Genomic DNA, 23,645 nt, shown 5'->3' with positions numbered 1-23,645 from the left:
TTCTTAATCCTGTGAAAATTGAAGCTGATGAGTAGTCATACAAAAGGAGACTGACCTGAGAAGATCTGCGGATCGAAAAAATCGAGTCTCCGATCTGTGCGTTGAAAATCTTTATGAATCCTTCATCGGATGGAGTTCTTCGCCGAATAGTCATTCAGCGGCAAGGCTCTGCATGAACGTTCGCTTATCATCTTTAATTCTGATCTTAAGAATTGGAGTATTTGTCCGCATGCCTTTCCTTATTCTTATTTCCAGAAAGGAAGTCTTTTCCCTCTTCATAAGCCGAGTTAGGTTAGACGTTATCTCAGAATGTGTTGTGATTGGTCTTTGAAGTGTTACGTACCCGGATGCTGTTGCGATGCCGGTAAGATCGGCAAAGAATGCTGCAGTCGGCTGTCCGCCAACGGATTCGTGTGCACCATTATTCAAAACTACGTGGATGAGGTTCGGGAGTAGCATGTGAGCGGTGGCAGGGAGCGAACCAAGGTGCATGATTGACGCGCCATCCCCATCAATGCACATAACGTGACGGTCGGAGCGCGCGACGGCGATGCCCGCGGCGATTGAAAGCGCGTGCCCCATTGCCCCGACATTTAGGAAGTCACGGTCGTGAGGCTGGCCCAAAGCGTCCCGGATAGCGTGAATTTCGCGAGTGATTCGCCCGGTGGAGGCAACGTAGATCGTGTCTTCTGGCGCACTGGAGATTATCGTCCGTATCGCATCCTCCCGGCTCAGCAAATATTGTTGTTCCTCCATGTCAAAACCTGCTTTTTCTTTACGCGCCAAAATGTTTTTTTTCACTAGCAACGCTGTAGGCTGACTTGCCGCACGGGCGGTGCTTACAGCCCATTGGGCGGCTTCATGTACTCGCGTCTCGTCGATGTCCAGTACCTGGTATGGAATGCGCAGGGCGTCGAGGAGAATCGGACTAAGCTCGCCTTGGCGTTGATGTTGGGGCCAGTCACCGGACCCAGGTTCACCGCGCCATCCGATCAACAAGACCATCGGAATCCCATAGACCGCCGGGTCCGCCAAGGAGACCAATGGATTGATGGCATTTCCCATACCGGAATTTTGCATATAGACGAGTGGCACGGTACCGGTTGCAAGATGGTACCCTGTTGCCAGTGCGATCGCATTACCTTCATTCGCAGCGATGACATGCCGGTGACCAGGCCATTGCGCATTCAGGCCGAGACAGAAATCATTGAGCAAGGTATCGGGGACACCGGTGACGAAGTCCACGCCGGCATTTTTTAGAAGTGTGTAGAACTCGGTCAGGTTGATCATGGTCGTGCTCTTTTCCTTCAACAATGACGAAGCTGACTGAAGAACTGCTCAAGGTTGTCGGGGAGGTTCCAAACAGTTTCGACGATCATCCGGGACGACTCCGGCCCATGTCCACCATACTCGGACAAGGCGAAAAATTTGTCTTCTAACTCACGATCGGTCATTGGATTCTCAGGCTCACCCTTTGGATACTCGACCAGATCCTCGTAGACAGTCCCATCCTTAAGGGTGATTTCGACTCGTGCCGCACGTTTTTCAGGCACCCAGGCGGTGAATGCATCGTCCGACACGACTTCGACCTTTAATGCGAGTGCGCGGACCGTTGGATTACTGATGGTTTCATCCGTGAATTCGCCGATGCCCGCTCGTCCATAAACCAAAGCGACCGCCACCCCATACGGAATGCTCATTCTTGCCGATGCAACATTGGTGAACGTCCGGTGGTCATGTCTTCCGACCAGCCCTTTGTAGGTTGTCACTCGGATGCCGCTGATCTGATCGGTGTTTAGATCAATCCGCTCGCGAAGACGCAGGCAGGCTTCAATCGAGGGGTGTGCGTGACGACAGGCAGCGTAGGGTTTGACGTAGACCTGATGGATCCAGAAGCCGGCGGAGGATGGCTCGATGAGCCGTTCCACATCGTAGCCGTCACACATCATCGCCAGGAATCCAGCCTCACCGGACAGGGCATCCGGCGGAGCGCCGAAGCCTGCGCGGGCCATCTGTGCGGACAACAATCCGACAACTGCTGCGCGGCCGGCGTTGTAGGGCTTCAACTCGGAGCCGTCATCGACGACCTTGAGGCTTCCCGATGCGGACACGCAGGCAGCGGCGAAGGTCGATCCCATCTCCTGAGGATCAAATCCCAACATCGCGCCGAGGCCCATGGCCGCGCCGATTGTTCCGCAAGTGGCCGTTGGATGGTATCCACGTTGGTAGTGCGATGGCTGGATCGCGCTCGCGAGCCTCAGTGCGGCATCATAGCCAATGACGATGCCTTTGATGAGATCGCTCGCCTGGACCGAATAGCGTTCGGCAGCCGGCAGCAAGCAGGAGAAGATGGGCGATCCCGGATGAATCATTCCGAATCGGACGCCGTCATCCATTTCCGCGACATGCGACGACAGTCCATTCACAAGGGTTGCGGTTTCTAGTCCCGCCCTTGCGCCGAAACCGATGACCGTCGAACCGCCCTTTGTTTCGTAGCCGTGTGCCAAGAGCTTCTCAGCCTGCGGACGAATGATCGCCGCGCCAGCCAGTGCTGCACCGATATAGTCCAGAAGGCAGCGTTTTGCCTGTTGGATCTCAGCACCGGCCAATCTGCCATCGGCTAAAACCTGGAGGCGGGCAACAAACTGCTGTGTCAGGTTATCGGTCATCGGATCACATGCGGAACGATAGGCTTCTGCAGGCATCAGACAGACGTCCGAAAATACTCGGGCGCGTCCGGCCTAGCGGCTTCCCAGGCGGTATCGAAGGCCGCCACGACAGCATCCGGGAGCGGCCCCTGCGCGAATATCTGGATGTTTTGCTCGAGTTGGGCGAGATTCGACGCGCCGATGATCACGCCGTCTCGCTCTGCTCCATCGAGGCCCGAGTGCCAGGCGAGCCAGCGGTAGGCAGCCTCCACCAAGCTGACCTGTGACGCTTTGCAGGTCTCGGCGAGGATGTCGAGCGCGTCGAAAAAGGGCTTTTTCCAGTATCGGGCTTTGTAATTCGGGCGGAAGGTAAAGCGCCCGGGGGTCGGCTCGTCGTGATAGCTGGCATATTTCCCGGCCAGGATGCCGCCGGCCAGGGGGTTGTAGGCGTAGAACCGGATGCCGAGCGCTCGGAGCGCGGGCAGGAGCTCGGCTTCGATGCTCCGGCTCAGACCGTTGTAGAGGCCCTGGTAGACCTCCGGCAGTGGCCAACCCTGTGCCTTGCAAAGGTGCCAGATGTGGACCACCTGCCAGGCCGGGAAGTTGCTGAGTCCGAGAGCGGTAAAACGTCCTTGGGAATGCAGCTCGGCGCAGGCTTCGAGCGTGGATTCGATCGGGGTTCCGGGGTCCGGAAAGTGCAGGTACAGCAGATCGACCCTGTCTTGGCCCAGTCGCGTCAGTGACTCCGTCAATTGCATCCGTATCGCATCGGCATCGAGGCGGCCGGTGATGCGTGGATTCACCTTGGTGGCGAGCTTGACCGGACTGGACTCCACGTCTTTCAGGGCATCGCCCAGATAGCGCTCGCTGTCGCCGCCGTTGTAGACATAGGCGGTGTCGATCTCGAGGTGACCCTGTCCCAGGAAGTGGCGGACCATGGCCTTGCTGCCTTCGGGGTCGACCTGAGGGCCGAAGGTCATGGTGCCGAGGATGAGTCGCACGGGTGTCGCCATCGAGGTTTCTCGTCGAACGATCGGTTTTGGTGCTGGTGCGGACTGACTAGGAAGAGACGGCTACCGAAGAGAGCCCGCCGGGGAGCAGACGGCTTCCGGGTAGTAAGCGTCGATCACGCGGCGGACGAGCCGGACCTGTTTGGCGCGTTGCTTGGCGTCTTCCGTCGTGGTGTCCCAGGAGTGCGATTTGGCCACCGAGCCGCCGGTCTTCAGATAGATGGGCGCGGCGACGCGGATCATCTCGGGCACTTCGTAGTGGCGGATGAATCCGCCGGACGACGCCGGGTTTTCGGTATGCACGTCGATCGGGATCGCGATCGCTTGGCGCAGCGCGGCGAGCATCTGGAGCTGGATGTCGCGCACCGGGTTGATCGAGTCGGCGCCGTTGAGCTCGAGGAGCTTGGCCGAGCAGGGGTTGCCGTGGCCGCAGTGCGCCGAGATCTTGAAGCGGCATTCCGGAGGGATCTCGCCCTGTTTGCGCATCTCGTTCAAGATCCAGAGATGGCCTTCATCGTAGAGGAGGAAGGAGCGACACCCGATGGCGATGGCGCGCTTGATGTCCTCGATGGCCCGCACGATCTGTTCTTGGCCGCGCAGGCGGTAGCCCATGCGCTGGCCTTCCGGGGTCTGCACCGAGGCGCTGGTGTCGTAGGTCGCGCGCGGACCGACGGAGAGCACCAGCTCGACTCGGGCGGTCCGGGCCAGATCGATCATGGCCTGAATGTCTTCGTCCGCGAGCAGCATGATGCCCTTGGTCTGGGTGACCCGGTGGATCGTCAGTCCGTACCCGTCGACCGCGTCCAGCAGTGCCTTCATGGCCGCCGGTCCCTGAATGCCGGGGACCTCGAATCGGTACTGGCCGCCGTCGGCGAAGCGCTTGTCGGAGGTGGGCAGGTCGTAGGCGTCGCCGGTCGGCAGGCCAAGGGTGCCGAGGAAGTTGCGCGTTGCGGTCATGCTGTCCATGGTGTTCTGCGGCTCGGGTATGGGGTGGGATCGCTCATGCCAGGCAGAGCTTAAGGTAGCAGGATTCGTCTTCGATGACACCGAAGGCATCGGCACACCGCGCCACCCGCTGTGCCCAATTGCGATGGGGGTTGATCTCGTTCATTTTATTGGATTTCGCACTCTTGATCACACCGCCGGATGCGTCGATGATCTGGCAGGCATCTTCGTACTCCTCCCGAGTCACGGCGTGCATGGCATTCACGTATTTCAGATGCGAGGGATGGATGACGGTCTTTCCGATGAATCCGTTGGCCTTGTCCAAGATGACCTCGCGCAGGAGCCCATCGAGCGCCTCGTTGAGGATGGGGTTGCGGTTGAGCAGGGAGCGATGGATGTTCTCGGCCAAGACGTCGTCGATATCGATGGCGGTGTCCGCCAGAAAGTATTCCCACACCGGCCCCGAAATGGTGTAACCCGCGTCGGCCCGGTTGAAGTAATTGAGAATATCCGTAAGAACGTCACGCACCGGGAGGATATCGTAGATCGAGGTATTGATGCCGCGCCTGACCCCGAAAATGGCCGAGAAGTCGGTCCCGCCGATGCGGACGTTGAGGATGAGGTCTTTGAATGGGTCGAGGATGGCCTTGAGTGCCATCAACTCGGAGTTGCGCGTTTCGCCATAGGCGATGGCGTGACCTTCCAAGATGGGCATGCCGTAGAGCAGAACACCCAGTGTCTCGTTTAACGTCCGCAACTGATCGAGAAAGAGGTGGGCGTTTTGGCTGTAGAACTTGGGAAAGACGAATCCGGTGAGCACTGCGGCTTGGGCAACGCTGAGCCGGCTTGAAAACGTGATGAACTGTGCGGTGTTGCGCACGCGCAGGAAGATGAGTGGAACATCCTTTAGAGCGAGCTCACCGGAGGCGACGGCTGCGGCGAGGCGGTCGAGATGTTGAAGGACGTTGATCTCCGCCTGCGGCAATTGGTCCGCCGAGATCGCGTCCTCGAAACACATCACCATCGAGGTCAGATCCTGGAGATCTCGGCGGAGGATTTTGTCGAGGATATCCTTGGTCCCGGGCATGTAGAGCGTGCCGCCGAGACAGTATTGGAGGAGCTGCTTGTCGGTGTGCTTGTCGAATTCGACCGGGGGACGGACGAAGGGGAAGGCGGATTTGTGTTGGTGGTGTTTCATCTTTGGGTGATGTCCTCGTGTCCCTCAGTACCCTTCGCTCGTTCACGAGCGGAAGAATTGGGCATCGATTCCGTTTAAGGTGGTTTCCGGGAATTGGCATCCCGTCTGCGCAGGGATGATTTCGTCGATCATTGGGATGGCGACTTTCTTGATCCACCGCCATAACCGCTTCTTTCCGGGAATCTCGGTCTCGGCCGCCGCCTGTTCGGCAATCCGACCTTGTTCGTAACTCCGTTGCGCCAGGCAAAGCCTGGAAGGAGAGGAAGATAGCGAACGGATAGGCGAATCGGAAACTCCTTTTTGCGACCCACCGGGTGCAAGTCCCGAGCCGGTAAGGAGTGGCCATCCACCGGAACCGAGTGTTGCGTGGTGCGGGAGCGATCCCGCCTGCGAAGCGTACACAGGGGGCGTGCAGGCCATGTGATGGAGCCCCGTTACTGAGTTCAGCGGAGCCGACGTATTCGGAACACCGGAAGGCAACAGTTTCGGCATCGTAACGGCCTGATGTCGAGACTCCGCCGGGGTCTGAGAGCAGGGCATGTCCGCACGGGTCGTCCGGGAACCCGGGAGCGCTCAGTTGCTCCTTGCTCGAGACGCGGCGCGGGCATCGCGTAAGAAGCCGCCCCGGCCCGACGGCGCTGGTCCGGCCGACGGGAGCGAACAGGACCGACGGCAAGGTAGCGCCAAACGAAGGCAACGAAGTGCGGCGTGATGACGGCTGAGCAGTCAGAGTCGGCTGATAGTACCGTTGAGCGCGGGGAACTCGCCCCAGAGGACCCGTGGGAGGGAAGCGGCCGACCGGTCTGGGCAGCTTCTGGAGGGAACGAGGGCGCGGACATCGAGCCGCATCGTCCTCTCAACACAACGACAGAAGCGTGCGATCGAGACCCACGAGCGAGATGCCTCGTGGTGTCAGGGTGCACCACCACGACGGGGTGTAGCATCTGCTTAGACTGAGGAGCCGGATGCCCGAGTTGGGCACGTCCGGATCTGTGGGAGCCGCGGGTGAGCAATCACCCGCGGCCACCCGGTGCCATCGTGGCACGTGGCGCAGAGCGCCTGAGGCATGCGTGACACCGCGGAGCGGTGTCACGAGTCCTTGTGGTGTCACGCGTCCTTGCGGTGTCACGCGTCCTTGCGGTGTCACGAGTCCTTGCGGTGTCACGGGAGTCCTTGCGGTGTCACGAGTCCTTGTAGGTTGGGTGGCCGGTCTAATGCTCGAGGCATCGAAAGGCATGGCTCGTAACTCCTGCCATCGTGGCACGTGGCGCAGAGCGCCAGGGGCATGCGTGACACCGCAGAGCGAATGTCACGAGCGACTGATGTTGTGGGTGGCCAGGCTTACGTGCGAGGCCCATCGGAGAATCCGAGATCAGTGGGTAGAAGTAGCGCCGGCCGTTGATGCCCGTGGCGATGACGCGGTTCGCGCCGGCCAAACCGACGTTCTTCAAGTCTTTAATGTGGCAAGTGGTTTTGGCGTTGGGACAGACGATGGCACCGCCATCGAAGGTGTTGAACACCTTGGTGGCGTGGAAGCGTATTACCGGACCGCTGCAAACTCGAGGTCGACTACCGTCCAGCTTTTCTCATCGAGACTGCGGCCTGCAATTTTGACGGGCAGTTCCTGATAGTAGGCCTCTTTGGCATCCTCGAGAAAACGCTCGTCATCCAGCAGGAACTGCACCTCATCGACGCCCGTGTACGGGTTGCGCAGGATAAAGCGCAGCAAGTCCAGGTCAAGGCTTCGAATTCGCCCCTCGAACACCCGCAGAAAGGTTTCCTGCGTCTTACCGGTTTGGGTCAGTATCGTTCGAATCCGTGCCGTTGTTTGTTGGGTGAGGCTGTAGGTTTTGGCGTAATGACCGAGCATGGCGCCGGAGACCTCGACCGCGGTCACTGGACCCTTGGAACTGCTCGTCGGCGCCAGACGGCGAAGTGAGTCCAGAATGGCTGGAGCGGCTTCGCCAAGATCGCGATCATCTTGATTGTCGGATGTCGCCCAGTCCAGACCTTGCCGCAGGAGCTCCCATCCTTGCGCTCGAATGTCCTGGACGTCATTGACGCCATCGACCTTAGCCAAAAGATCGGTGGAGTCAGTGTCCACCGATCCGGGTAGCCTCAAGCCAACCTCGAGACTACCCGGCGAGAGATGCTGAATCTGCAAGCTGTAGAGGTCGCGCAGCCATTCCGGCGGTCGCCCTTGCAGGTCTGCCCTGGGCCTTCTGGCCAGCCACTCATAGATTGGCTTGAGCGCGGTTTTGGCAATTTCCGCCGCGTGCGCCAGCACAGGTGCAGGTAAGGCGCCGAACTTGATTTGCTCGCCATGCAATCTGACGCGCAGCACGGGTTCCAGTGAGGGCAGCAGCATGGTTCCCGGCTCGGGAAGGGCATCGGTTGGGAGCTGGTCTGCGCTGAGGCTGAAAACCTGCTTCGGCACTAAATCATCGATGCCCAGATCGGCAAGCCAGAGCGACCCACGGAGCAAGGCTTCGCGAACGCTGATGGCGCCGGTTTTCAGGTCTTCTACCGTTTTGGCTGCCGTCGTGGCCAGCAGGTAGCGAAACCGCTCATCCTGCTCAAGCTCTTCCACGAGGTAGGCGAGAACCAAGGATCCCGAGGGGATGGTCGCGGTGAAGATGCAGGGCTGCTCGAATTGGTAGAGCACCTCAATGGGCTGCAGCGCACCAATGTGCACCAGTTCGACTGCCTGGAGTTCAGCAAGATCGTGCCAGGCCATCAGGACACCTCGCAGCTCAGGCTGAACAGGGCGGCGCGGTCGTCGACCGACAGCGTGGGTGCTGGCCACCAACTGGTATGGGTGGGTTGCTGGCCGCTGGTTGGCTTAGCCTTGCCATGCCGATGATCGAGGTCGGCGGTAAGGACAAAGCGGCGTTTCCAGCGTCGAAAGAGTCGCATCTGGTGCTCCGCGTCGCCCCGACTCCGGAAGACCGAAAGGGCTCGCCGCAAGCATGGGTCCGCGTTGGGTGACAGCCCTTTTTCCGCATGGGTCTGCATATCGGGCATCGTGGGCGGATTGGACTTTGCGCATCGGTAGACCCGGCCGTTCGCGGGCTCAGCGTCATGCGGCGGGCAGTCAGCGATTTCGGTGGTAGCGTCCATGGTTATGAGTTAGTTCGAATCCGCGGGCATAAAGTCCTCGTCCAGCAGTTCGCTTGCGGTGTAAGGACAGACATCCGGGAAGGTTTCCGGCGGCATCCGCGTCTCCTTGATCGCTAGGCGTCTCGCGGCGGGGTATGCCTCTTGGCGTGCCAGCTCGAGCGAAGTCTTCAGACTCGGCACTTTGTCGAGCAGAAAGCCGAGTTAGGCGCGTTCTTCGATGATGGTCTTGCGCCAGCTCTTGCCTTCGAAGGCTTGCCATTGCTCGGCCAGGGTGTGGAGCTGGTACTGCCATTTAAGCAGGTGCGCGATCAGGATGATGAAGCGGCTTTCCAGTTCGCGCAGGCTGCCCTTGCCCATGTCCTCGAGCTCCGCGATCAGGTGTTCGATATCGAGGTCTTTGGCCCTGCCTTGCCGCAGCAGCTCGACTTGGTTCTTCGCCCAACGGTCGAAGTCTTGGTCGTAGAGGGTGGAATGGTTGCTCATGGCCTTTGAATACCTTGCGTCGGTTGTGACGACGATGACATTAGCAAACTTTGAGAGCGCGCGAGTGGCACATTCTACAGCTCCCTGGCTTGGGCCTATGGCAGACAATGCCGAGCCTCGCAACGCCGCCGGTCCAGTTGTCGCCTCTGAGGAGGGGCTCTTCTGATGAAGCTCGGCGGTCATTTGTCGATAGCGAGATTCCGGGAGGAGATCGTCGATCATCGGGGTGGCGACTTTCCCGACCACCGCGTCGACGCGTCAGGCTGAAGCATGCGCCGATAAATCACACGAACATTCACGGAACGATCAGAACTTGACTACTAATCCGCGTGTTTGCGTGTCCTTCAGCGGCCAAACTCTTTCGGGTTTTTTGCCACGGAAAGACACGGAAAGACACGGAAGTGGAAGAGAACGTTATCAGTGATCCGGGGAACTGGCTTCTCTAGCGCGCCTTTCCTTTTTCCGTGTACTTCCGTGTGCTTCCGTGGCTAATAACCACTGCTTGCGGGGACACCACGAACAGACGCCGCGATCAAGTGCAACAGCGCTGAGTACCCAGCCTAGCCAGCGATAACGGCCCGAATCCGGCCTATGCGCTTTATCCCTTGATGATGTCGATGATGCGATCGACGTCTTCATCACTGAGTGCAGGATAGATCGGCAGACAAATGACGCGTTGGGCAACCTCCTCGGCGATCGGCAGATTATCCGGTCGGGCGGAGAGCATGCCGCGGTACATGGGGTAGGCCGAGATCAGCGGGTAGAAATAACGCCTTCCGTGGATGCCCTGGTCGCGCAGTTTTTCGTAGAGGGCATCACGGCTCAGCGGGTAATCGGGATCGACCAGGATCGGGAAATAGGCGTGGTTGTCGACCGTCTGGCCGGAACGCTCGACACAGCGCAGACCGGGGACCCCGCGCAGGGCCTCGCGGTAACGGGTGTCGATCACTCTGCGGCGCTCGATCGCCTGGTCGATGTGCTTGAGCTGGAGGAGGCCGAGCGCGGCTTGCATCTCGTTCATCTTACCGTTGATGCCGGACGCCACGACACAGGTCTCGCTGACGAAGCCGAAGTTCTTGAGGTGATCGATGTGCTGCTTCGTCTTAGCGTCCGGGCAGATAATCGCTCCGCCCTCGAAGGTGTTGAAGACCTTGGTGGCATGAAAGCTCAGAATAGACAGATCCCCGTGGCTCAGAACACTGCCGCAGTGACATTGAACGCCGAAAGCATGCGCGGCGTCGTAGATCACCTTGAGGTTGTAGTCGTCGGCGATGCGCTGAATGGCCTCGACATCGCATGGGTTGCCGTAGACGTGGACCGGCAGGATCGCCGTGGTGTGCGGGGTGATCGCCGCCTCGATGCGCATGGGATCGAGGTTGAGCGTCTTTGGATCGATGTCGACGAAGACGGGTTTGATGCCGTTCCACAGCAGGGAGTGTGCCGTGGCGACGAATGAGAACGGGGTTGTGATGACCTCACCGGTGATCCGAAGCGCCTGTAGGGCGGTCACCAATGCCAGGGTGCCGTTGGCGAACAGGGCGAGATGCTCGACGCCGAGACGCTCGCAGAGGGAGCGCTCCAGCTCTTTATGGAACGGCCCGTTGTTGGTGAGAATCTTGTTCTCCCAGATCTGCTCGAGATACGGGATGAACTGCTCGAGCGGCGGCAGGACGGGCTGGGTGACGTAGATCGGCTTTGTGGACATGATTTCGGATCGATGGTTATACGACGGGACGGAAAAGGTGATTTCCAAGCCTTTAGGCGACTTAAGTCGCACCTTGTCGGGACATGTTTCTCCGGAAACCTGGTAGGGGCGACTAAAGTCGCCCCTACATATCGGGACATCATTCCCCGAATATCCGGTAGGGAGATGATTTTAAAGAGATCTTGTCAGTATAAAGACTGTAATGCGACGAGCCGACCGAATCGCGAATCCTCGGTGTCGCGGAGCTCTTGATAGGGTCCGTGCTCGACCAGTCGCCCACGGTCGAAAAGATAAACGTAATCGACATTCCGGATGGTCGAGAGCCGATGGGCGATGATGATGACGGTGATCCGGCCTTTGAGCTGGTCGATGCTTTCTTGGATGTAACGCTCGGACTCGGTGTCGAGCGCGCTGGTGGCTTCGTCCAGGATCAGCAGGTTGGGCTCGCGGAACAGCTCCCTGGCGATGAACAGGCGCTGGCGTTGACCGCCGGACAGACGAACCCCGCGATCACCGACCAGGGTCTGATAGCCCTCGGTCAGGCTTTCAACGAAATCCGCGATGTAGGCTTGGCGAGCCGCGGAGCGTACGCGCTCGAGCAAGGCTGAATCCGTGCTGGTGTCGCCGTCCCACATGCAGATGTTGTTCGCGATGGTGTCGTCGAAGATGACGGTTTCTTGCGAGACATAGCCGATTTGACGTCGCCAACTAGAGAGTTCGACCTGATCGCCCGGAACACTGTCGATGAGGACTTGACCCTGATCGGGCTTGAGCATGAGGGTCAGCAGGTCGACGATCGTGGATTTACCGGCGCCGGACTCGCCGACCAGCGCGACCGATGTCTTCACCGGGATATCGAGACTAATGTTGCTCAGCACAGGGGCGAGCTCCGGGGCATAGCTGAAGTGCAGATTGCGCAGGCTGATGCCTTGACTTAAGTCGCTCAGAGTCCGGGATGAATTTGGCTCCTTATGACGACGCTGGGCGGCGAATTCGTCCCGAACCATCTCCAGACTGCCGATTTGCCCCAGCGCGGCCAGCCAACTGCTTTGCAGGGACAAAATGGTGTTCAGACCGCGATAGAAGAGCAGGATCGAGACCAGGATGGGCGCCAGGGGTTGGCCCAGTGCAACCATCTGCACGAGTACGATGAGCATGATGAAGACTACGGTGATCGGCTCACGCACGGCGGTCGTGAAACTCTCGGCGATTCCCCGGCGCATCTCGTATTCGGTAAGACGTCGGATGGATGCCATGACCGTGGTGCGCACATGGGCGGCCTGCCCGGTCGCGGTGAGATATTTGAAGGCGTTAAGAAACTGGATGAGCAGCTTGGAGAGGTGGCCGTTCTCGGTGGCGCTTCGACGCGAGAGCTTGCGCACGTAGATGCTGAGCCAGCGAAACAGGAACAGCAATACGAGGCCGATCAGCAAGGCCATGAGACCGAAGCGCCAGGTGACGACGAAGGCGAGTCCGATGTAGATCACCGCGGAGACCAATTGGGAACCCAATTGCATCAGGGATCGAAACGAATTGAGCATCTGGGTGATCTGGGTGTTGATCACATTGATGAAGTATCCGGTATCGCGCTCGGCGTAGTATCGGTAGCTCATACGGCTGTAGTCGTCGAACAGCCGGCCCTTCAGTTCCCGCAGGAGTTGTGCGCGGAGCACTGCGTTGAATGCGTTGGCACCGAACAGCAAGGAGCCCTTCACGATGAATGCGATGGTGATGATCAGGATGATGGCGACGGTCGAGTCGGCCCATCCGAATCCGGCGAGCATGTCGTGCAGCAACTTGCCGATTCCGTTCGTAGGTTCGGCGTCTGCTGCAGCGCCTGTGTCCATGCCCTGCAACAAGGGCAGCAGCATGAGGAGGCCGAGGCCTTCCGCGAAAACCGCTGCGAGGGTGAGGGCGAATACCAGATACATCCGCGCGCCCAGGTAGGACTGGTAGACGCGTAGGTAATGCGGGATATCGCGGATGGGGTTTTGATGCATTGTCGACGGTTCGGGGCTTTCGGGTGAGTGGCGGGGCAATGGGACGTTTGTTTTTGCCACTGAAGGGCACGGAAGGACACGGAAATTTTTGTTGGGATTGGTCCGGGTGTTCCGTGGGCGCCGTGGCGATATTATCGGGTCGGGTTTATTCGATGGTGTCCCCAGGCGATTTCCGGGAATACGCTTTTGGTCTGGGTGTTCCTTTAGGGCGTGTAGGGCGTGGAGGGGCGACTTAAGTCGCCCCTCCACGCCCTACACGGCCCTGCTCAGCCCCGACGGTTCACTCTGGCATATCGCCTAGAACTTCAAGGCCGCCGTTGTCCAGGCGATAGGCCAAGCCGGTTGCGGGGCACTTGGCTTGTCCGGTGCCGATCAGGGGCAGGTCGAGGCGCTCGCCGTGTTGGCTCATCCAGCCGATTTGGCGGGCGGGGACGCCGGCCATGAGGGCGTAGGGTTCCACGTCTTTGGTGATGACGGCGCCGGCGGCGATGAATGCGTATTCACCGAGGGTCACGCCGCAGACGATGGTGGCGTTGGCGCCGATGGTCGCGCCTTTCTTAACAAGCGTGCGGCGATACTCGTCCTTGCGGATGACGGCGGAGCGTGGGTTGTGGACGTTGGTGAAGACCATGCTGGGGCCGCAGAAGACGTTGTCTTCGAGTGTGACGGCATCGTAGATGCTGACGTTGTTCTGGACCTTGCAGTTGTTGCCGATGCGGACGTCGTTGCCGACGAAGACGTTCTGGCCGAAGGAGCAGCCTTCGCCGATCTTGGCGCCGCCGCAGATATGGACCCAGTGCCAGATGCGTGAGCCCTCCCCGATCTGGGCGCCTTCGTCGACGATGGCGGTGGGGTGGATGGTGATGGTCATTTTTTCCGTGTCTTTCCGTGTGTTTCCGTGGCTAAAAATCCCCCGCTAATACTCGAGCGGGAGCGCGACCCGTTTGCCGTCGCGGGCGGAGAGGTACATGGCTATGAGTAGCTCGAGGCTTCGGAGTCCCTCTCGGCCGCTGGTTTCGGGCTCGGCCTCGCCGTGCAGGGTGTTGATGACGTTGTCGTAGTAGAGCGGATGGCCGAAGCCGTAGACGCTGGTGGTGGCGTAGCTGGCTTGGGCGACCTCCTCGTCCTCCGGGCGCGGCTCGGCGAACTCCCAGTGTTGGATGTCGTTAACGGCCACACCGCCGATACGCACGGTGCCCTTCTCCCCGAGGATGGTGATCGAGCCTTCGAGGTTTTTCGGGTAGGTCAGCATAGTGACGTTGAGCGTGCCGACGGCGCCGCTGCGCCAGCGCAGGGCCGCCACACCTGTGTCCTCGACCTCGATGTTGCGGGCCAGGGTGCCGGTGTAGGCCATCACGCTTTCCAGCGGACCGATGATCCAGTCGAGCAGGTCGACATAGTGGCTGGCCTGGTTCATGAAGGCACCGCCGTCGAACTCCCAGGTGCCGCGCCATTTGGCGCTGTCGTAGTAGTCTTGAGGACGGGTCCAGAAGACGTTAACGGCAACGGAGTAGATGCGGCCGAAGCGCTTCTGCTCGACCGCCTGCTTGAGCAGTTTCAGCGTAGCGTTGCGACGGTTCTGCTTGACGACGAAGAGATGAACGCCGGCATCGTCGCAAGCGCGGACCATGCGAAGGCCGTCCTGCCAACGGGTGGCCATCGGCTTCTCGGTCATGACATGCACGCCGTGCCGGGCGACGGTGATGGCCTCATCCGGGTGCAGGCCGCTGGGGGTGCAGATGGCGACCAGATCAGGGGTGACCTCTTGGAGCATCTGGCTCAGATCGGTGAAGCCGGGAACAGCGAAGGTCTCGGCGTGCGCCTTGAGTGTGACCGGGTTGGTGTCGCAGACGGCTGCCAGCTCCAGGCGATCACGGTGCTTCTCGATGGCGCCGAAGTGATTCCTCGAGATTCGTCCGCAACCGAGGACGGCGATGCGGATCTTGCGGTCGGTGATGGATGGGGGCATCGGGATTGCGCCTGGATGGGTTCAGGTGGGTTTTTGCCACGGAAAGACACGGAAGACATGGAAAGATCGAGGGACTTTCCCGGTGAATGGTGCTAACCGTGTAGGGGCGACTCAAGTCGCCCCTACACGGTGTATGTAGAAAAAGCGCTGCGCTCATTGCGCTAGAGGCGACCGTCAACCGCGTCTACAGGCAGCACGGATTTGACGTCGTAGAGGATCGACTTGGGCTTGGCCCAGCGGCGGATCCCGGGCGCGCCGGTCTCGACGAAGTCGCGGTGGGCGACGGCGAGGACGACGGCGTCGTAGGTGCCGGGTTCCGGGGCCTCGGGCAGACAGTCGAGGCCGTATTCGTGCTTGGCCTCGGTGAGGTCGATCCAGGGGTCGTAGCAGTCCACCGCGATGTTGTACTCGCGCAGGGCCAGGATGATGTCGATGACGCGAGTGTTGCGCAGGTCGGGGCAGTTTTCCTTGAAGGCGAAGCCGAGGACCAGCACGCGGCTGTTGCAGACGCCGATGCTGTTATTGAGCATGAGCTTGACCACGGTTTCGGCGACATGGGCGCCCATGCGGTCGTTGATGCGGCGCCCGGCGAGGATGACCTCGGGGTGGTAGCCGATGGCGACGGCTTTGTGGGTGAGGTAGTAGGGGTCGACGCCGATGCAGTGTCCGCCGACCAGGCCGGGGCGGAAGGGGAGGAAGTTCCATTTGCTCCCGGCGGCTTCCAGCACTTCGAGGGTGTCGATGCCGAGCTTGTCGAAGATCAGGGCCAGCTCGTTCATGAGGGCGATGTTGAGATCGCGCTGGGTGTTCTCGATGACCTTGGCGGCTTCGGCGACGCGGATGCTGCTGGCCGGGTGGGTGCCGGCGGTGATGATGTCGTTGTAGAGGGCATCGACGATGGCGGCGATCGCGGGGGTGGAGCCGCTGGTGACCTTTTTGATGGTGGTGAGGCGGTGTTGGTGGTCGCCGGGGTTGATGCGCTCGGGGGAGTAGCCGCAGTAGAAGCCGTTGTCCTCGGGTGGGGTTGGTGCCTTTTCCGTGGCTTCGGCGGGGTGTGGGATGTCGCCGGCGCTCATCGGACCTACGGCTGGGGCGGATGCTCGGCGGTCGGGGTTGGGGGGTGTCTCGGGTGCTGCGGTGCGGCGGTCGGTGTGGAGGTAGGTCAGACCGGAGGCGCGGGCAAGCACGGGAACGCAGTCTTCCTCGGTGCAGCCGGGGTAGACGGTGGATTCGTAGATGACCAGGTCGCCGGGTTTGAGCACCTTGCCGACAGTCTCGGAGGCTTTGATCAGGGGCGTGAGGTCGGGCCGCTTGTAGTCGTCGACCGGGGTGGGCACGGTGACGATGAAGATGCGGCAGCGGCACAGGGCGCCGAGGTCGCTGGTGTAGGTCAGGTGGCGGGCGGCGGCGAGGTCTTCGGGGTTGGTCTCGCGGGTGCTGTCGCGACCGGCCTTGAGCTCCGCGATGCGGGATTGGTTGATGTCGAAGCCGACCACGGGGCGGTGTTTGGCGAATTCCACGGCGAGCGGCAGGCCGACGTAGCCCAGGCCGATGATGGCGATGGGGGCGTCGGGGTCCGTGAGATGGGCGAGGTCTTGGTCCATATGTGCTCGGGGCTTTGGCTGTGGGTCCGGATTCGGGGGCGCGGTGCGGACGCCCGGGGTTAGGGCTCGGGACGCGGAGCGTCGGAGCGACACGCCCGGGGAGAGACTGTGCAGGTATTCGCCGTAGGTCGGGTTAGCGCAGCGTAACCCGACAGGGCATCGCCGGATGTCGGGTTACGGCGCGCGCCAACCTCTTCGTTATCAACGCCCGCAGTGCCGGCACGTCTAACCCGACCTACGCGATCGGTGCCTCGGTCGACAGCCCGGCTCAGTGTTCCGAGTCGGGTCGAGGGCCGGCACCGAAGACGTCCTCGCAGCTGCGTGCGGTCAGCAGGCGTGTGGACCATTCCAGGAGGGTCTGCGCATCGGCGTCGAGCACCCGCTGGCGATCCGCTTCACCGAGGGGACCGAATTTGATGGCGAGCAGGCTCAAGAGCATGTTGGCTTGGCCTTCCTGACGGCCTTCTTGGCGGCCTTCCTGACGGCCTTCCTGGCGACCGAGGCGTTCGATACTGGTGATGTAGGGCATGTTGGCTTGCTCCTCGAAAGCAATCAGCTCGCGCCTGCACTCCTGCTCCAATCCATCCGGTAACTGCAGCATCCAATCCAGGACGCGAAACAGATCCAGGATGTCCTCGCGGCCTTAGCCGCGTTGGTAGAGCAGGCGCACCAAGCGCATCTTCCAGCCTTTGCGGGCCGGCCCGTCCTTGCTCTCCTGCGCCTTCAGGTGCGCCATCACCACCAGGCCGAAGGGGTTGGAATCGGCCTCCAGCTCGGCCCAACGGGCGTTCAGGTCCAGCAGCTTGCACGTCGTAAAGCGAAAGTCCAACGCGCAGCCCCAGCGCTCGCGGGCGTAGGCGCTCGGGCGGAAACGCGCGGTGGCGTCGGCCAAGACGGCGAGGCTGACGATGTCGGTGCGGTATTTGTCGAAGATGCGGTCATGGTAGACGTACATGCGCTCGGCAAAGCCGGCCTCGGCATCGCCCTGGACCTCGACGTGGACCAGCACCCAGGTCTCGGCGCCCTCGCGCGTGTAGACCTTGGCCAGCTTGTCGGCATGGCGCCGGCCGGTCTCGGCATCGCGCACGACCTGTTGCAGTTCCTTGTCGAGAAATTCATGGCCTTTCGACCAGTCGATCGCAGTATGGTTCCGCGGGAACAGGAGCGCGAGAAAGTGCGGGAAGTACCGCTCCAGCGCTTCGTTCCAGGGGCTGTCGTAGTCGTCGCGCGAGGCGTCGGTCAGCGGTCAGGCTGTCCGGTGGTCGGATTCACGCCCCGGGGAATTTTGTTTGCGTTCAAGGGCGGGTACCGTGATGAGGTGCTTTCCCGGAAAGCACCTTAGTCCCGGTACCCGGAATGTATGTCTTCTGGATCATCTAGCAAGCTTCTCGGGTCGGGATCGCACAGCTTGATGGACAAGCGGGTGATGCTGAACGGGTCCACGGGATCGCAGTGGATGAAGAAACGTGCGACCAGGCTCACAGGCCGGGGCGCTTTGAGCCGGCCCACCGTCAAGCCCATCTCGTTGCGAAGTGTCTGTTGGGTGAGGTATTGGAGCCACTTCAGCACGGACCATGTCCTGGCGAAGTGGCTCCAGGGTCGCACGAACCGCCCGGTCGCAACGTAGAAGAGCACTTGATCGAGGATCGGATCGACGTGCCGACACGGCTGAAAGCCATGCGCGTCCATCGCCTCCGCGACGGCACGTCGGAGCGGCTCCTCCGGGGCCGGGGCACGAAACCGCTCCCCTTCCGGGGCGTCCTCTTGGGCCCGCAGGATGAGGAATAAAAAGGCCGCAACCGAGAACCCGCGCGGAAGCAAGCCGTAGAGCGTCCCGAGCTGCTCGCGCAGCAGATCGTCGAGCCATTCGACAGGCAGTCGCCCGTGGTTGCGCGCGATCTGTTCACGGAGCAGTGCGCACTCATGGACGGCATGCTCGGGAAAGGCATCGCACGGCTTGTAAACGGCGAGCGCCAGGGAGCGCGCCCGCGTGTCCGGGTCGACGACATAGTATTCGTACCAGCCGCTGGTAGGCATGCCCTGGTTCGATTGGTCTCGGGCGGCGGGTCGGGTTGAGGGAGTCCGAGTGTCCCGGTTGACTGCGCTCGGGAGGCTCGAAGCGCCGGGGGTCATGCTGGTTGTGCAGCAGCTCTTGCCGATCGAGTGCGGGATCGAGCCGGTCATTCATGGTTTTCTGCCACCAACCGAGACGTTGCGCAATGCTGACGTTGCTGCAGCACCTCGGCGCGCAGGCGCTCGATCTCGGCCTGCAACGCGACATACTCCGCTTCCTTGCTCTCGAGCACGCGGGTGGTGAGCTTCGCTCTCTCCTCAAATCCCAAAGGGGTCAGCGGATAGCAGTAGCGGCGTTTTCCCGAGCTCTCGGGGTTGACCTGCATCTCAATCCAACCCCGTTGGATCAGGACACGTAAGCAATTGTTCAGTTTACCCAGGCTGATCCCGAGCGCCTTGGCGAGCGTGCGCTGTTGTTCCTCGGGGTTGTCTTGCAGCAGCCGGATGGCGTTCAGAACGAGATCGTCGGACAGGATTCCGGTTTTCATGCGTCGTCGGCGAGATCATCGGGCGCGTTGCGGAGCGGCTCGACACTCGGGGCCGCGCGAGAGCAACAACAGGTGGAGTTCGGGGCTGGACCAAATGCCTTTTCGGCCACCCAGGCCGGCGATGAACGCCTACCCGTGCGACCTGCAAACAACGCCTTCGGGCACGCTACCGCCCTACCCCGTCATGAATAGGCATCAAAAACAAAAACTTGGCGAAATTGCGTTGTCTTTCGGCATCAACCGGAAGGCGGGTGCATCCTATATCAGAGATACCGCGACAACAAGGATCCAGCACTGTGTGTGAGTCCAAAGTCGTCATGTCCCCGTCGTGCAAAGCAGATGTTTCCCTGTTTGTCCTTACGTTCATTGGTCGTCGGGTAAAAAGACGTGATGTCATACCCAAAAAACACCCGCCGGATCTGAACGAACGGATCGAGCTCGAGATCGTCGGTCAAGCCGACGGGATCGGCATCGAGCATCTGCACGGCGTCTTTACCGCTGGCGTGAGTCACCGCACGCTGCAACGCCGCTTGACGGAACTGGGCGAGTCGCTGGCTTCTTGGATTCACCCGAAACAAAAGGCCGAGAGGCGCGTTTCAACCTAGATCCGGCAGTTGAACGGCCCCTGGAGTGCGTCCCGCGCGGTGTCCGGCAAGGCGCAACGAGGCGGCGTAGTGGTTCTACGCCAACGAGTTGCAACGCAGTCGGGCGCCGCGCGGGGCGTGCTCCAGGGGGCGTAGCGGCCTTCACCCGGCCGGTGAGCCCTCGGGCGACCGCGATCTTCAAGACAGTCAAAGCCTTGCATGAAGCACGAAGCGGTCAACTGCCGGATCTAGGTTCAAGCACCCGATCGGTAAAGACACGCCGACCGTGATCGTCGCCGGCCGCACCGGCAACCGCCATCAGCGGCAGCAGATGCTCGTCGCCCCCCGGCGGATGGGAAAGACGTGCCGAGGGTGCGTCTGCCCACCCGGCCAGCGCTTGCGCGCGGCGGATCGGCTCGGCCTCGACCGCGGCGGTGAGCCAACGATCGAAGTCGTCGGAGATCGAACCGTAGCGCGGATCGCCGTAACCGCGCATGTTGTGGAAGCTCATCCCGCTGCCGATGATGAGCAGCCAGGCGGGTTCGCCCGGAGCGGGGTAGCGAAGCGCGTAGGTGTGCGCAGGAAAGCCGGCGTAGTCGTAGATCAGGTCGGGGCGTGCGTTGGCGGTCACACCGAAGACGGGCGCCAGCCAGTGCGCCGAAACCACGACGATGGCTCGCGGTCGGGCGGGCAAGGTCGCGGCGAGGCCGCGAAGAAATCCGGCCATGCGTTCCCAGGCGGTCGGCGGATGCCAGTCCATGAAGAAACAGGGCCCGGCACCATGCGGAATGTACCAGCTCGGCATCCGGATCGGGGCGGACGTGGTGATGATCTCTGCAGGCATGGGCATCGGCCTCGTTGGATCAGGATCAGATCGCGGTCGAGTTCGAGCGGGGATGACACCGAACCCGATGACACGCTCGGCCCGACGGGCGCCGGCGCATGAGCCGTTCCGCGCGAGCTAGGGCCGGCGGCTGCCGCTGCAGGGATCGCCCTCCTCCGCCTCCAGCCACGTCCTCAACTGCTCGGTGCGTTGGGTCGTCAGATCGGCCAGTACGGTGCACCGGCACATCGGGTAGATGGAGCCGTACTCGATATGCTTCTCGGCGGCCGGATAGATCGCCTCCAGCTCGGCGTCCCGAAAGGCGATCCAAGCACGCTGCGCGGTCTTGAGCTTGGCGAGAAACAACGTCTCGCCGCGGTAGCGCGCAAGGATGTCTTGATAAGCACGGTTCAGCGCGGCATCGGCTGCGTCCAGCTCGGCACAGGCACCCAGGTTCAGATCGAATTGGGTCTGCGCCTGAGTCACGGCGACCGCCAACAGCACGGACAGAAAATCGGTGGGGGCGATCCCCCCGTCATCGCGCTCACGTCCGACGGCGGCAGCCCGAATCCGCTGCGTTGGAACGGGACGACGTTCGTCGAACACTGATCGATTCGGGGTCGGGACGCCAAGGGCAGAATCGTCGAGATTCGCACAAGGGAGGGGGATCATCGTGGCGCGCGGCGACGTCTTCTTGCGCCGCAACGACTGCCTTACCGTCCCGACCCTGGAACATGTCGTCGGGTCTACAATCCGGCGATGAATCCCCCCTCGCCGCCTGCATCGCCCGCCCCGACCGAGCCGCTCAGCGGTGCCGTCGAGCGCGTCACCTACCATAGCCCCGAGAGCGGCTTCTGCGTGCTGCGGGTACAGGTCCGCGGGCAGCGCGATCTGGTCACCCTGATCGGCTCCGCAGCCAGCGTCTCGCCCGGCGAGCATCTCGAAGCCGAGGGGCATTGGGTCAACGATCGGCAACACGGACTGCAGTACAAGGCGACCAACCTGCGGATCGTCCCGCCGCGCAGCCTGGAGGGGATCGAGCGCTATCTCGGCTCGGGGATGGTCAAGGGCATCGGACCGCATTTTGCCCGCACCCTGGTTGCGGCCTTCGGCGAGGACGTCTTCACCGTCATCGAGGAGACCCCGGAGCGCTTGCTCGCACTGCCGGGGATCGGTCCGAAGCGCCAACAGCGGGTGACTTCGGCGTGGGCCGAGCAGAAGGTGATCCGCGAGATCATGGTGTTTCTGCAGTCCCACGGGGTCGGCACGGCACGCGCCGTGCGCATCTACAAGACCTACGGGGACGCGGCGGTCGAGAAGGTCCGCGAGAATCCCTATCGCCTGGCGCTCGACATCTGGGGCATCGGCTTCAAGACCGCGGATGCGATCGCCGAGCGCCTCGGCATCGCGCGCGATGCGCCGATCCGGGCACAAGCCGGGGTGCGGCATGTGCTCCAGGAGCTCTCGACCGAAGGCCACTGCGCGGCTTGGCGGGATGAGCTGAGCACGCAGGCCGCGCGCCTCTTGGAGATCCCCGCCCCGATCATCGCGGCGGCGATCGACAGCGAGCTGGCCGAGGAGCGCCTGGTCGCCGAGACGATCGCCGAGCGCCCTGCCCTCTTTCTCGCGCCCCTGCAGCGCGCCGAGCGCGGGGTCGCCGGTCATCTGCGCCGGCTCGCGCAGGATCCGCCGCCCTGGGGTCCGATCGACGCCGAGAAGGCGCTGCCGTGGGTGGAGACACGCACCGGACAGGTGCTCTCGGCCTCGCAGCGCACCGCGGTCGCGACGGTGCTCGACGCCAAGGTCGCCATCATCACGGGCGGTCCGGGCGTGGGCAAGACCACGGTGGTCAACAGCCTGCTGCGGATCCTCGCGGCCAAGGGTGTGGAGGTCCTCTTGTGCGCCCCGACCGGTCGCGCGGCCAAGCGGCTCTCCGAGTCGACCGGGCGGGAGGCCAAGACCATCCACCGGCTGCTCGAGTTCGATCCGCAGGTGATGGGCTTCAAGCGCGATGCCGAGCATCCGCTGGAGGCGGATCTGGTGGTGGTCGACGAGACCTCGATGGTCGACATCGTGCTGATGAACCAGTTGCTGCGCGCCGTGCCGAGCTTTGCGGCGCTGCTGCTGGTCGGGGATGTCGATCAGCTCCCCTCCGTCGGACCCGGCGCGGTGCTCGCCGACCTGATCGCCTCCGGCACCCTGCCGACCCTGCGCCTGACCGAGATCTTCCGCCAAGCCGCCGCCTCGCGGATCATCGTCAACGCCCATCGCATCAATGCCGGTCACCAACCGGAGCCGGCGGCACCGGACGGACCGGACAGCGACTTTCATCTGATCCGGGTCGACACCCCGGAGGCAATTCACGAGCGGCTCCTGCGGGTGGTGGCCGAGCGCATCCCGGCGCGCTTCGGCCTGGATCCGGTTCGCGACATCCAGGTGTTGACCCCGATGAATCGCGGCGGTCTCGGGGCGCGGGCGCTCAACGTTGCCCTGCAGGCGGCGCTGAATCCCGACGCACAGCCGCGCATCGAGCGCTTCGGCTGGACCTACGCCCCGGGCGACAAAGTCATCCAGCTGGTGAACGACTACGACAAGGAGGTCTTCAACGGCGACATCGGGCGGATCCGCACGATCGATCTCGACGAGGGGCTCCTGACCATCGACTTCGACGGGCGCCCCGTCGCCTACGAGACCGCCGAGCTCGACGCCCTCGCGCTTGCCTACGCCACCAGCGTGCACAAGGCCCAGGGCTCGGAGTACCCGGCCGTGGTCATCCCGCTGGCGACCCAGCATTACACCCTGCTGCAGCGCAACCTGCTCTACACCGCGGTGACCCGCGGCAAGCGTCTGGTGGTGCTGATCGCCCAGCCCCGAGCGCTCGCCATGGCGGTGAAGCAGACCGGGGCCGGGCGGTTGACGCGGTTGCGGGAGCGGTTGACGGAGGGGTAAGCCTGAGAATCTGAGCCTGGAGCACGGGGCCTGCGATGCGCATCGG

Annotated in this window: 20 protein-coding genes and 1 pseudogene; 2 read left to right on the top strand and 19 right to left on the bottom strand. The window is 61.9% G+C overall.

Going from position 1 to position 23,645, the window contains the following annotated elements; genetic code table 11:
- Window positions 1–150: 150 nt before the first annotated feature.
- The 17 genes and pseudogenes from aepY to BDD21_RS14770 all read right to left on the bottom strand — a co-directional run bounded on the left by aepY (window position 151) and on the right by BDD21_RS14770 (window position 19,243).
- On the bottom strand, window positions 151–1,290 hold the full coding sequence (gene aepY / locus BDD21_RS14850; RefSeq protein ID WP_147431094.1) for a phosphonopyruvate decarboxylase: 1,140 nt from the start codon (window positions 1,288–1,290) through the stop codon (window positions 151–153).
- Between the two features lie 17 nt (window positions 1,291–1,307).
- Window positions 1,308–2,705, bottom strand: coding sequence for an MmgE/PrpD family protein (locus BDD21_RS14845; RefSeq protein ID WP_120797801.1), 1,398 nt, complete (start codon window positions 2,703–2,705; stop codon window positions 1,308–1,310).
- The gene (locus BDD21_RS14840) at window positions 2,705–3,661 is read right to left on the bottom strand and encodes an aldo/keto reductase family protein (protein ID WP_211335065.1); all 957 of its coding nucleotides are present in this window, start codon (window positions 3,659–3,661) and stop codon (window positions 2,705–2,707) included. The genes BDD21_RS14845 and BDD21_RS14840 overlap by 1 nt, the downstream gene beginning before the upstream one ends.
- A gap of 60 nt (window positions 3,662–3,721) precedes the next feature.
- On the bottom strand, window positions 3,722–4,624 hold the full coding sequence (locus BDD21_RS14835; protein ID WP_120797800.1) for a peptidase: 903 nt from the start codon (window positions 4,622–4,624) through the stop codon (window positions 3,722–3,724).
- A gap of 34 nt (window positions 4,625–4,658) precedes the next feature.
- Window positions 4,659–5,801, bottom strand: coding sequence for an HpcH/HpaI aldolase/citrate lyase family protein (locus BDD21_RS14830; RefSeq protein WP_120797799.1), 1,143 nt, complete (start codon window positions 5,799–5,801; stop codon window positions 4,659–4,661).
- Between the two features lie 1,540 nt (window positions 5,802–7,341).
- The gene (locus tag BDD21_RS14825) at window positions 7,342–8,538 is read right to left on the bottom strand and encodes a hypothetical protein (protein ID WP_120797798.1); all 1,197 of its coding nucleotides are present in this window, start codon (window positions 8,536–8,538) and stop codon (window positions 7,342–7,344) included.
- A complete protein-coding gene (locus BDD21_RS27490; protein WP_147431092.1) occupies window positions 8,538–8,717 on the bottom strand; it encodes a hypothetical protein in 180 nt (59 codons plus the stop codon). The genes BDD21_RS14825 and BDD21_RS27490 overlap by 1 nt, the downstream gene beginning before the upstream one ends.
- A 213-nt stretch (window positions 8,718–8,930) precedes the next feature.
- Window positions 8,931–9,404 (bottom strand): annotated as a pseudogene (locus tag BDD21_RS14815) (DUF29 domain-containing protein).
- A 598-nt stretch (window positions 9,405–10,002) separates the two neighbouring features.
- A complete protein-coding gene (locus BDD21_RS14810; RefSeq protein WP_120797796.1) occupies window positions 10,003–11,109 on the bottom strand; it encodes a DegT/DnrJ/EryC1/StrS family aminotransferase in 1,107 nt (368 codons plus the stop codon).
- A gap of 185 nt (window positions 11,110–11,294) precedes the next feature.
- The gene (locus BDD21_RS14805; protein WP_120797795.1) at window positions 11,295–13,109 is read right to left on the bottom strand and encodes an ABC transporter ATP-binding protein; all 1,815 of its coding nucleotides are present in this window, start codon (window positions 13,107–13,109) and stop codon (window positions 11,295–11,297) included.
- A 280-nt stretch (window positions 13,110–13,389) separates the two neighbouring features.
- Window positions 13,390–13,980 carry an acyltransferase gene (locus BDD21_RS14800; protein ID WP_120797794.1) on the bottom strand — a complete coding sequence of 197 codons (591 nt, stop codon included), beginning with the start codon at window positions 13,978–13,980 and terminating at the stop codon, window positions 13,390–13,392.
- A gap of 45 nt (window positions 13,981–14,025) precedes the next feature.
- Window positions 14,026–15,078 carry a Gfo/Idh/MocA family protein gene (locus tag BDD21_RS14795; protein ID WP_120797793.1) on the bottom strand — a complete coding sequence of 351 codons (1,053 nt, stop codon included), beginning with the start codon at window positions 15,076–15,078 and terminating at the stop codon, window positions 14,026–14,028.
- Window positions 15,079–15,239: 161 nt separating this feature from the next.
- Window positions 15,240–16,682, bottom strand: a complete 1,443-nt coding sequence (locus BDD21_RS14790) for a nucleotide sugar dehydrogenase (protein ID WP_120797792.1) — start codon at window positions 16,680–16,682, stop codon at window positions 15,240–15,242.
- 268 nt (window positions 16,683–16,950) lie between these two features.
- Window positions 16,951–17,283, bottom strand: coding sequence for an RpnC/YadD family protein (locus tag BDD21_RS28685; protein ID WP_245969622.1), 333 nt, complete (start codon window positions 17,281–17,283; stop codon window positions 16,951–16,953).
- Window positions 17,284–17,325: 42 nt separating this feature from the next.
- Window positions 17,326–17,769 (bottom strand): hypothetical protein, encoded by a 444-nt coding sequence (locus BDD21_RS28680; RefSeq protein WP_245969620.1) that lies wholly within the window; start codon window positions 17,767–17,769, stop codon window positions 17,326–17,328.
- A 251-nt stretch (window positions 17,770–18,020) separates the two neighbouring features.
- On the bottom strand, window positions 18,021–18,719 hold the full coding sequence (locus tag BDD21_RS14775) for a hypothetical protein (protein ID WP_120797790.1): 699 nt from the start codon (window positions 18,717–18,719) through the stop codon (window positions 18,021–18,023).
- A gap of 143 nt (window positions 18,720–18,862) precedes the next feature.
- The gene (locus tag BDD21_RS14770) at window positions 18,863–19,243 is read right to left on the bottom strand and encodes a MarR family EPS-associated transcriptional regulator (protein ID WP_120797789.1); all 381 of its coding nucleotides are present in this window, start codon (window positions 19,241–19,243) and stop codon (window positions 18,863–18,865) included.
- A 296-nt stretch (window positions 19,244–19,539) separates the two neighbouring features.
- Here BDD21_RS14770 and BDD21_RS27485 point away from each other — a divergent pair, with 296 nt between their 5' ends.
- Window positions 19,540–19,848: a hypothetical protein gene (locus tag BDD21_RS27485; RefSeq protein ID WP_147431091.1), complete on the top strand. Its 309-nt coding sequence runs from the start codon at window positions 19,540–19,542 to the stop codon at window positions 19,846–19,848.
- A 214-nt stretch (window positions 19,849–20,062) separates the two neighbouring features.
- Here BDD21_RS27485 and BDD21_RS14760 read toward each other — a convergent pair whose 3' ends face one another.
- On the bottom strand, window positions 20,063–20,671 hold the full coding sequence (locus BDD21_RS14760; RefSeq protein ID WP_245969618.1) for a DODA-type extradiol aromatic ring-opening family dioxygenase: 609 nt from the start codon (window positions 20,669–20,671) through the stop codon (window positions 20,063–20,065).
- Window positions 20,672–20,788: 117 nt separating this feature from the next.
- Entirely contained in the window at window positions 20,789–21,256 is a 468-nt protein-coding gene (locus tag BDD21_RS14755; protein ID WP_245969617.1) for a lysozyme inhibitor LprI family protein, read from the bottom strand.
- 153 nt (window positions 21,257–21,409) lie between these two features.
- Here BDD21_RS14755 and recD2 point away from each other — a divergent pair, with 153 nt between their 5' ends.
- A complete protein-coding gene (gene recD2, locus BDD21_RS14750) occupies window positions 21,410–23,599 on the top strand; it encodes an SF1B family DNA helicase RecD2 (protein WP_120797787.1) in 2,190 nt (729 codons plus the stop codon).
- The last annotated feature ends 46 nt before the right edge of the window (window positions 23,600–23,645 follow it).

Origin of the sequence: Thiocapsa rosea (assembly GCF_003634315.1) — a bacterium.
In the GTDB taxonomy this organism is placed as follows: domain Bacteria; phylum Pseudomonadota; class Gammaproteobacteria; order Chromatiales; family Chromatiaceae; genus Thiocapsa; species Thiocapsa rosea.
This window is presented reverse-complemented; position numbering and strand designations above follow the sequence as displayed.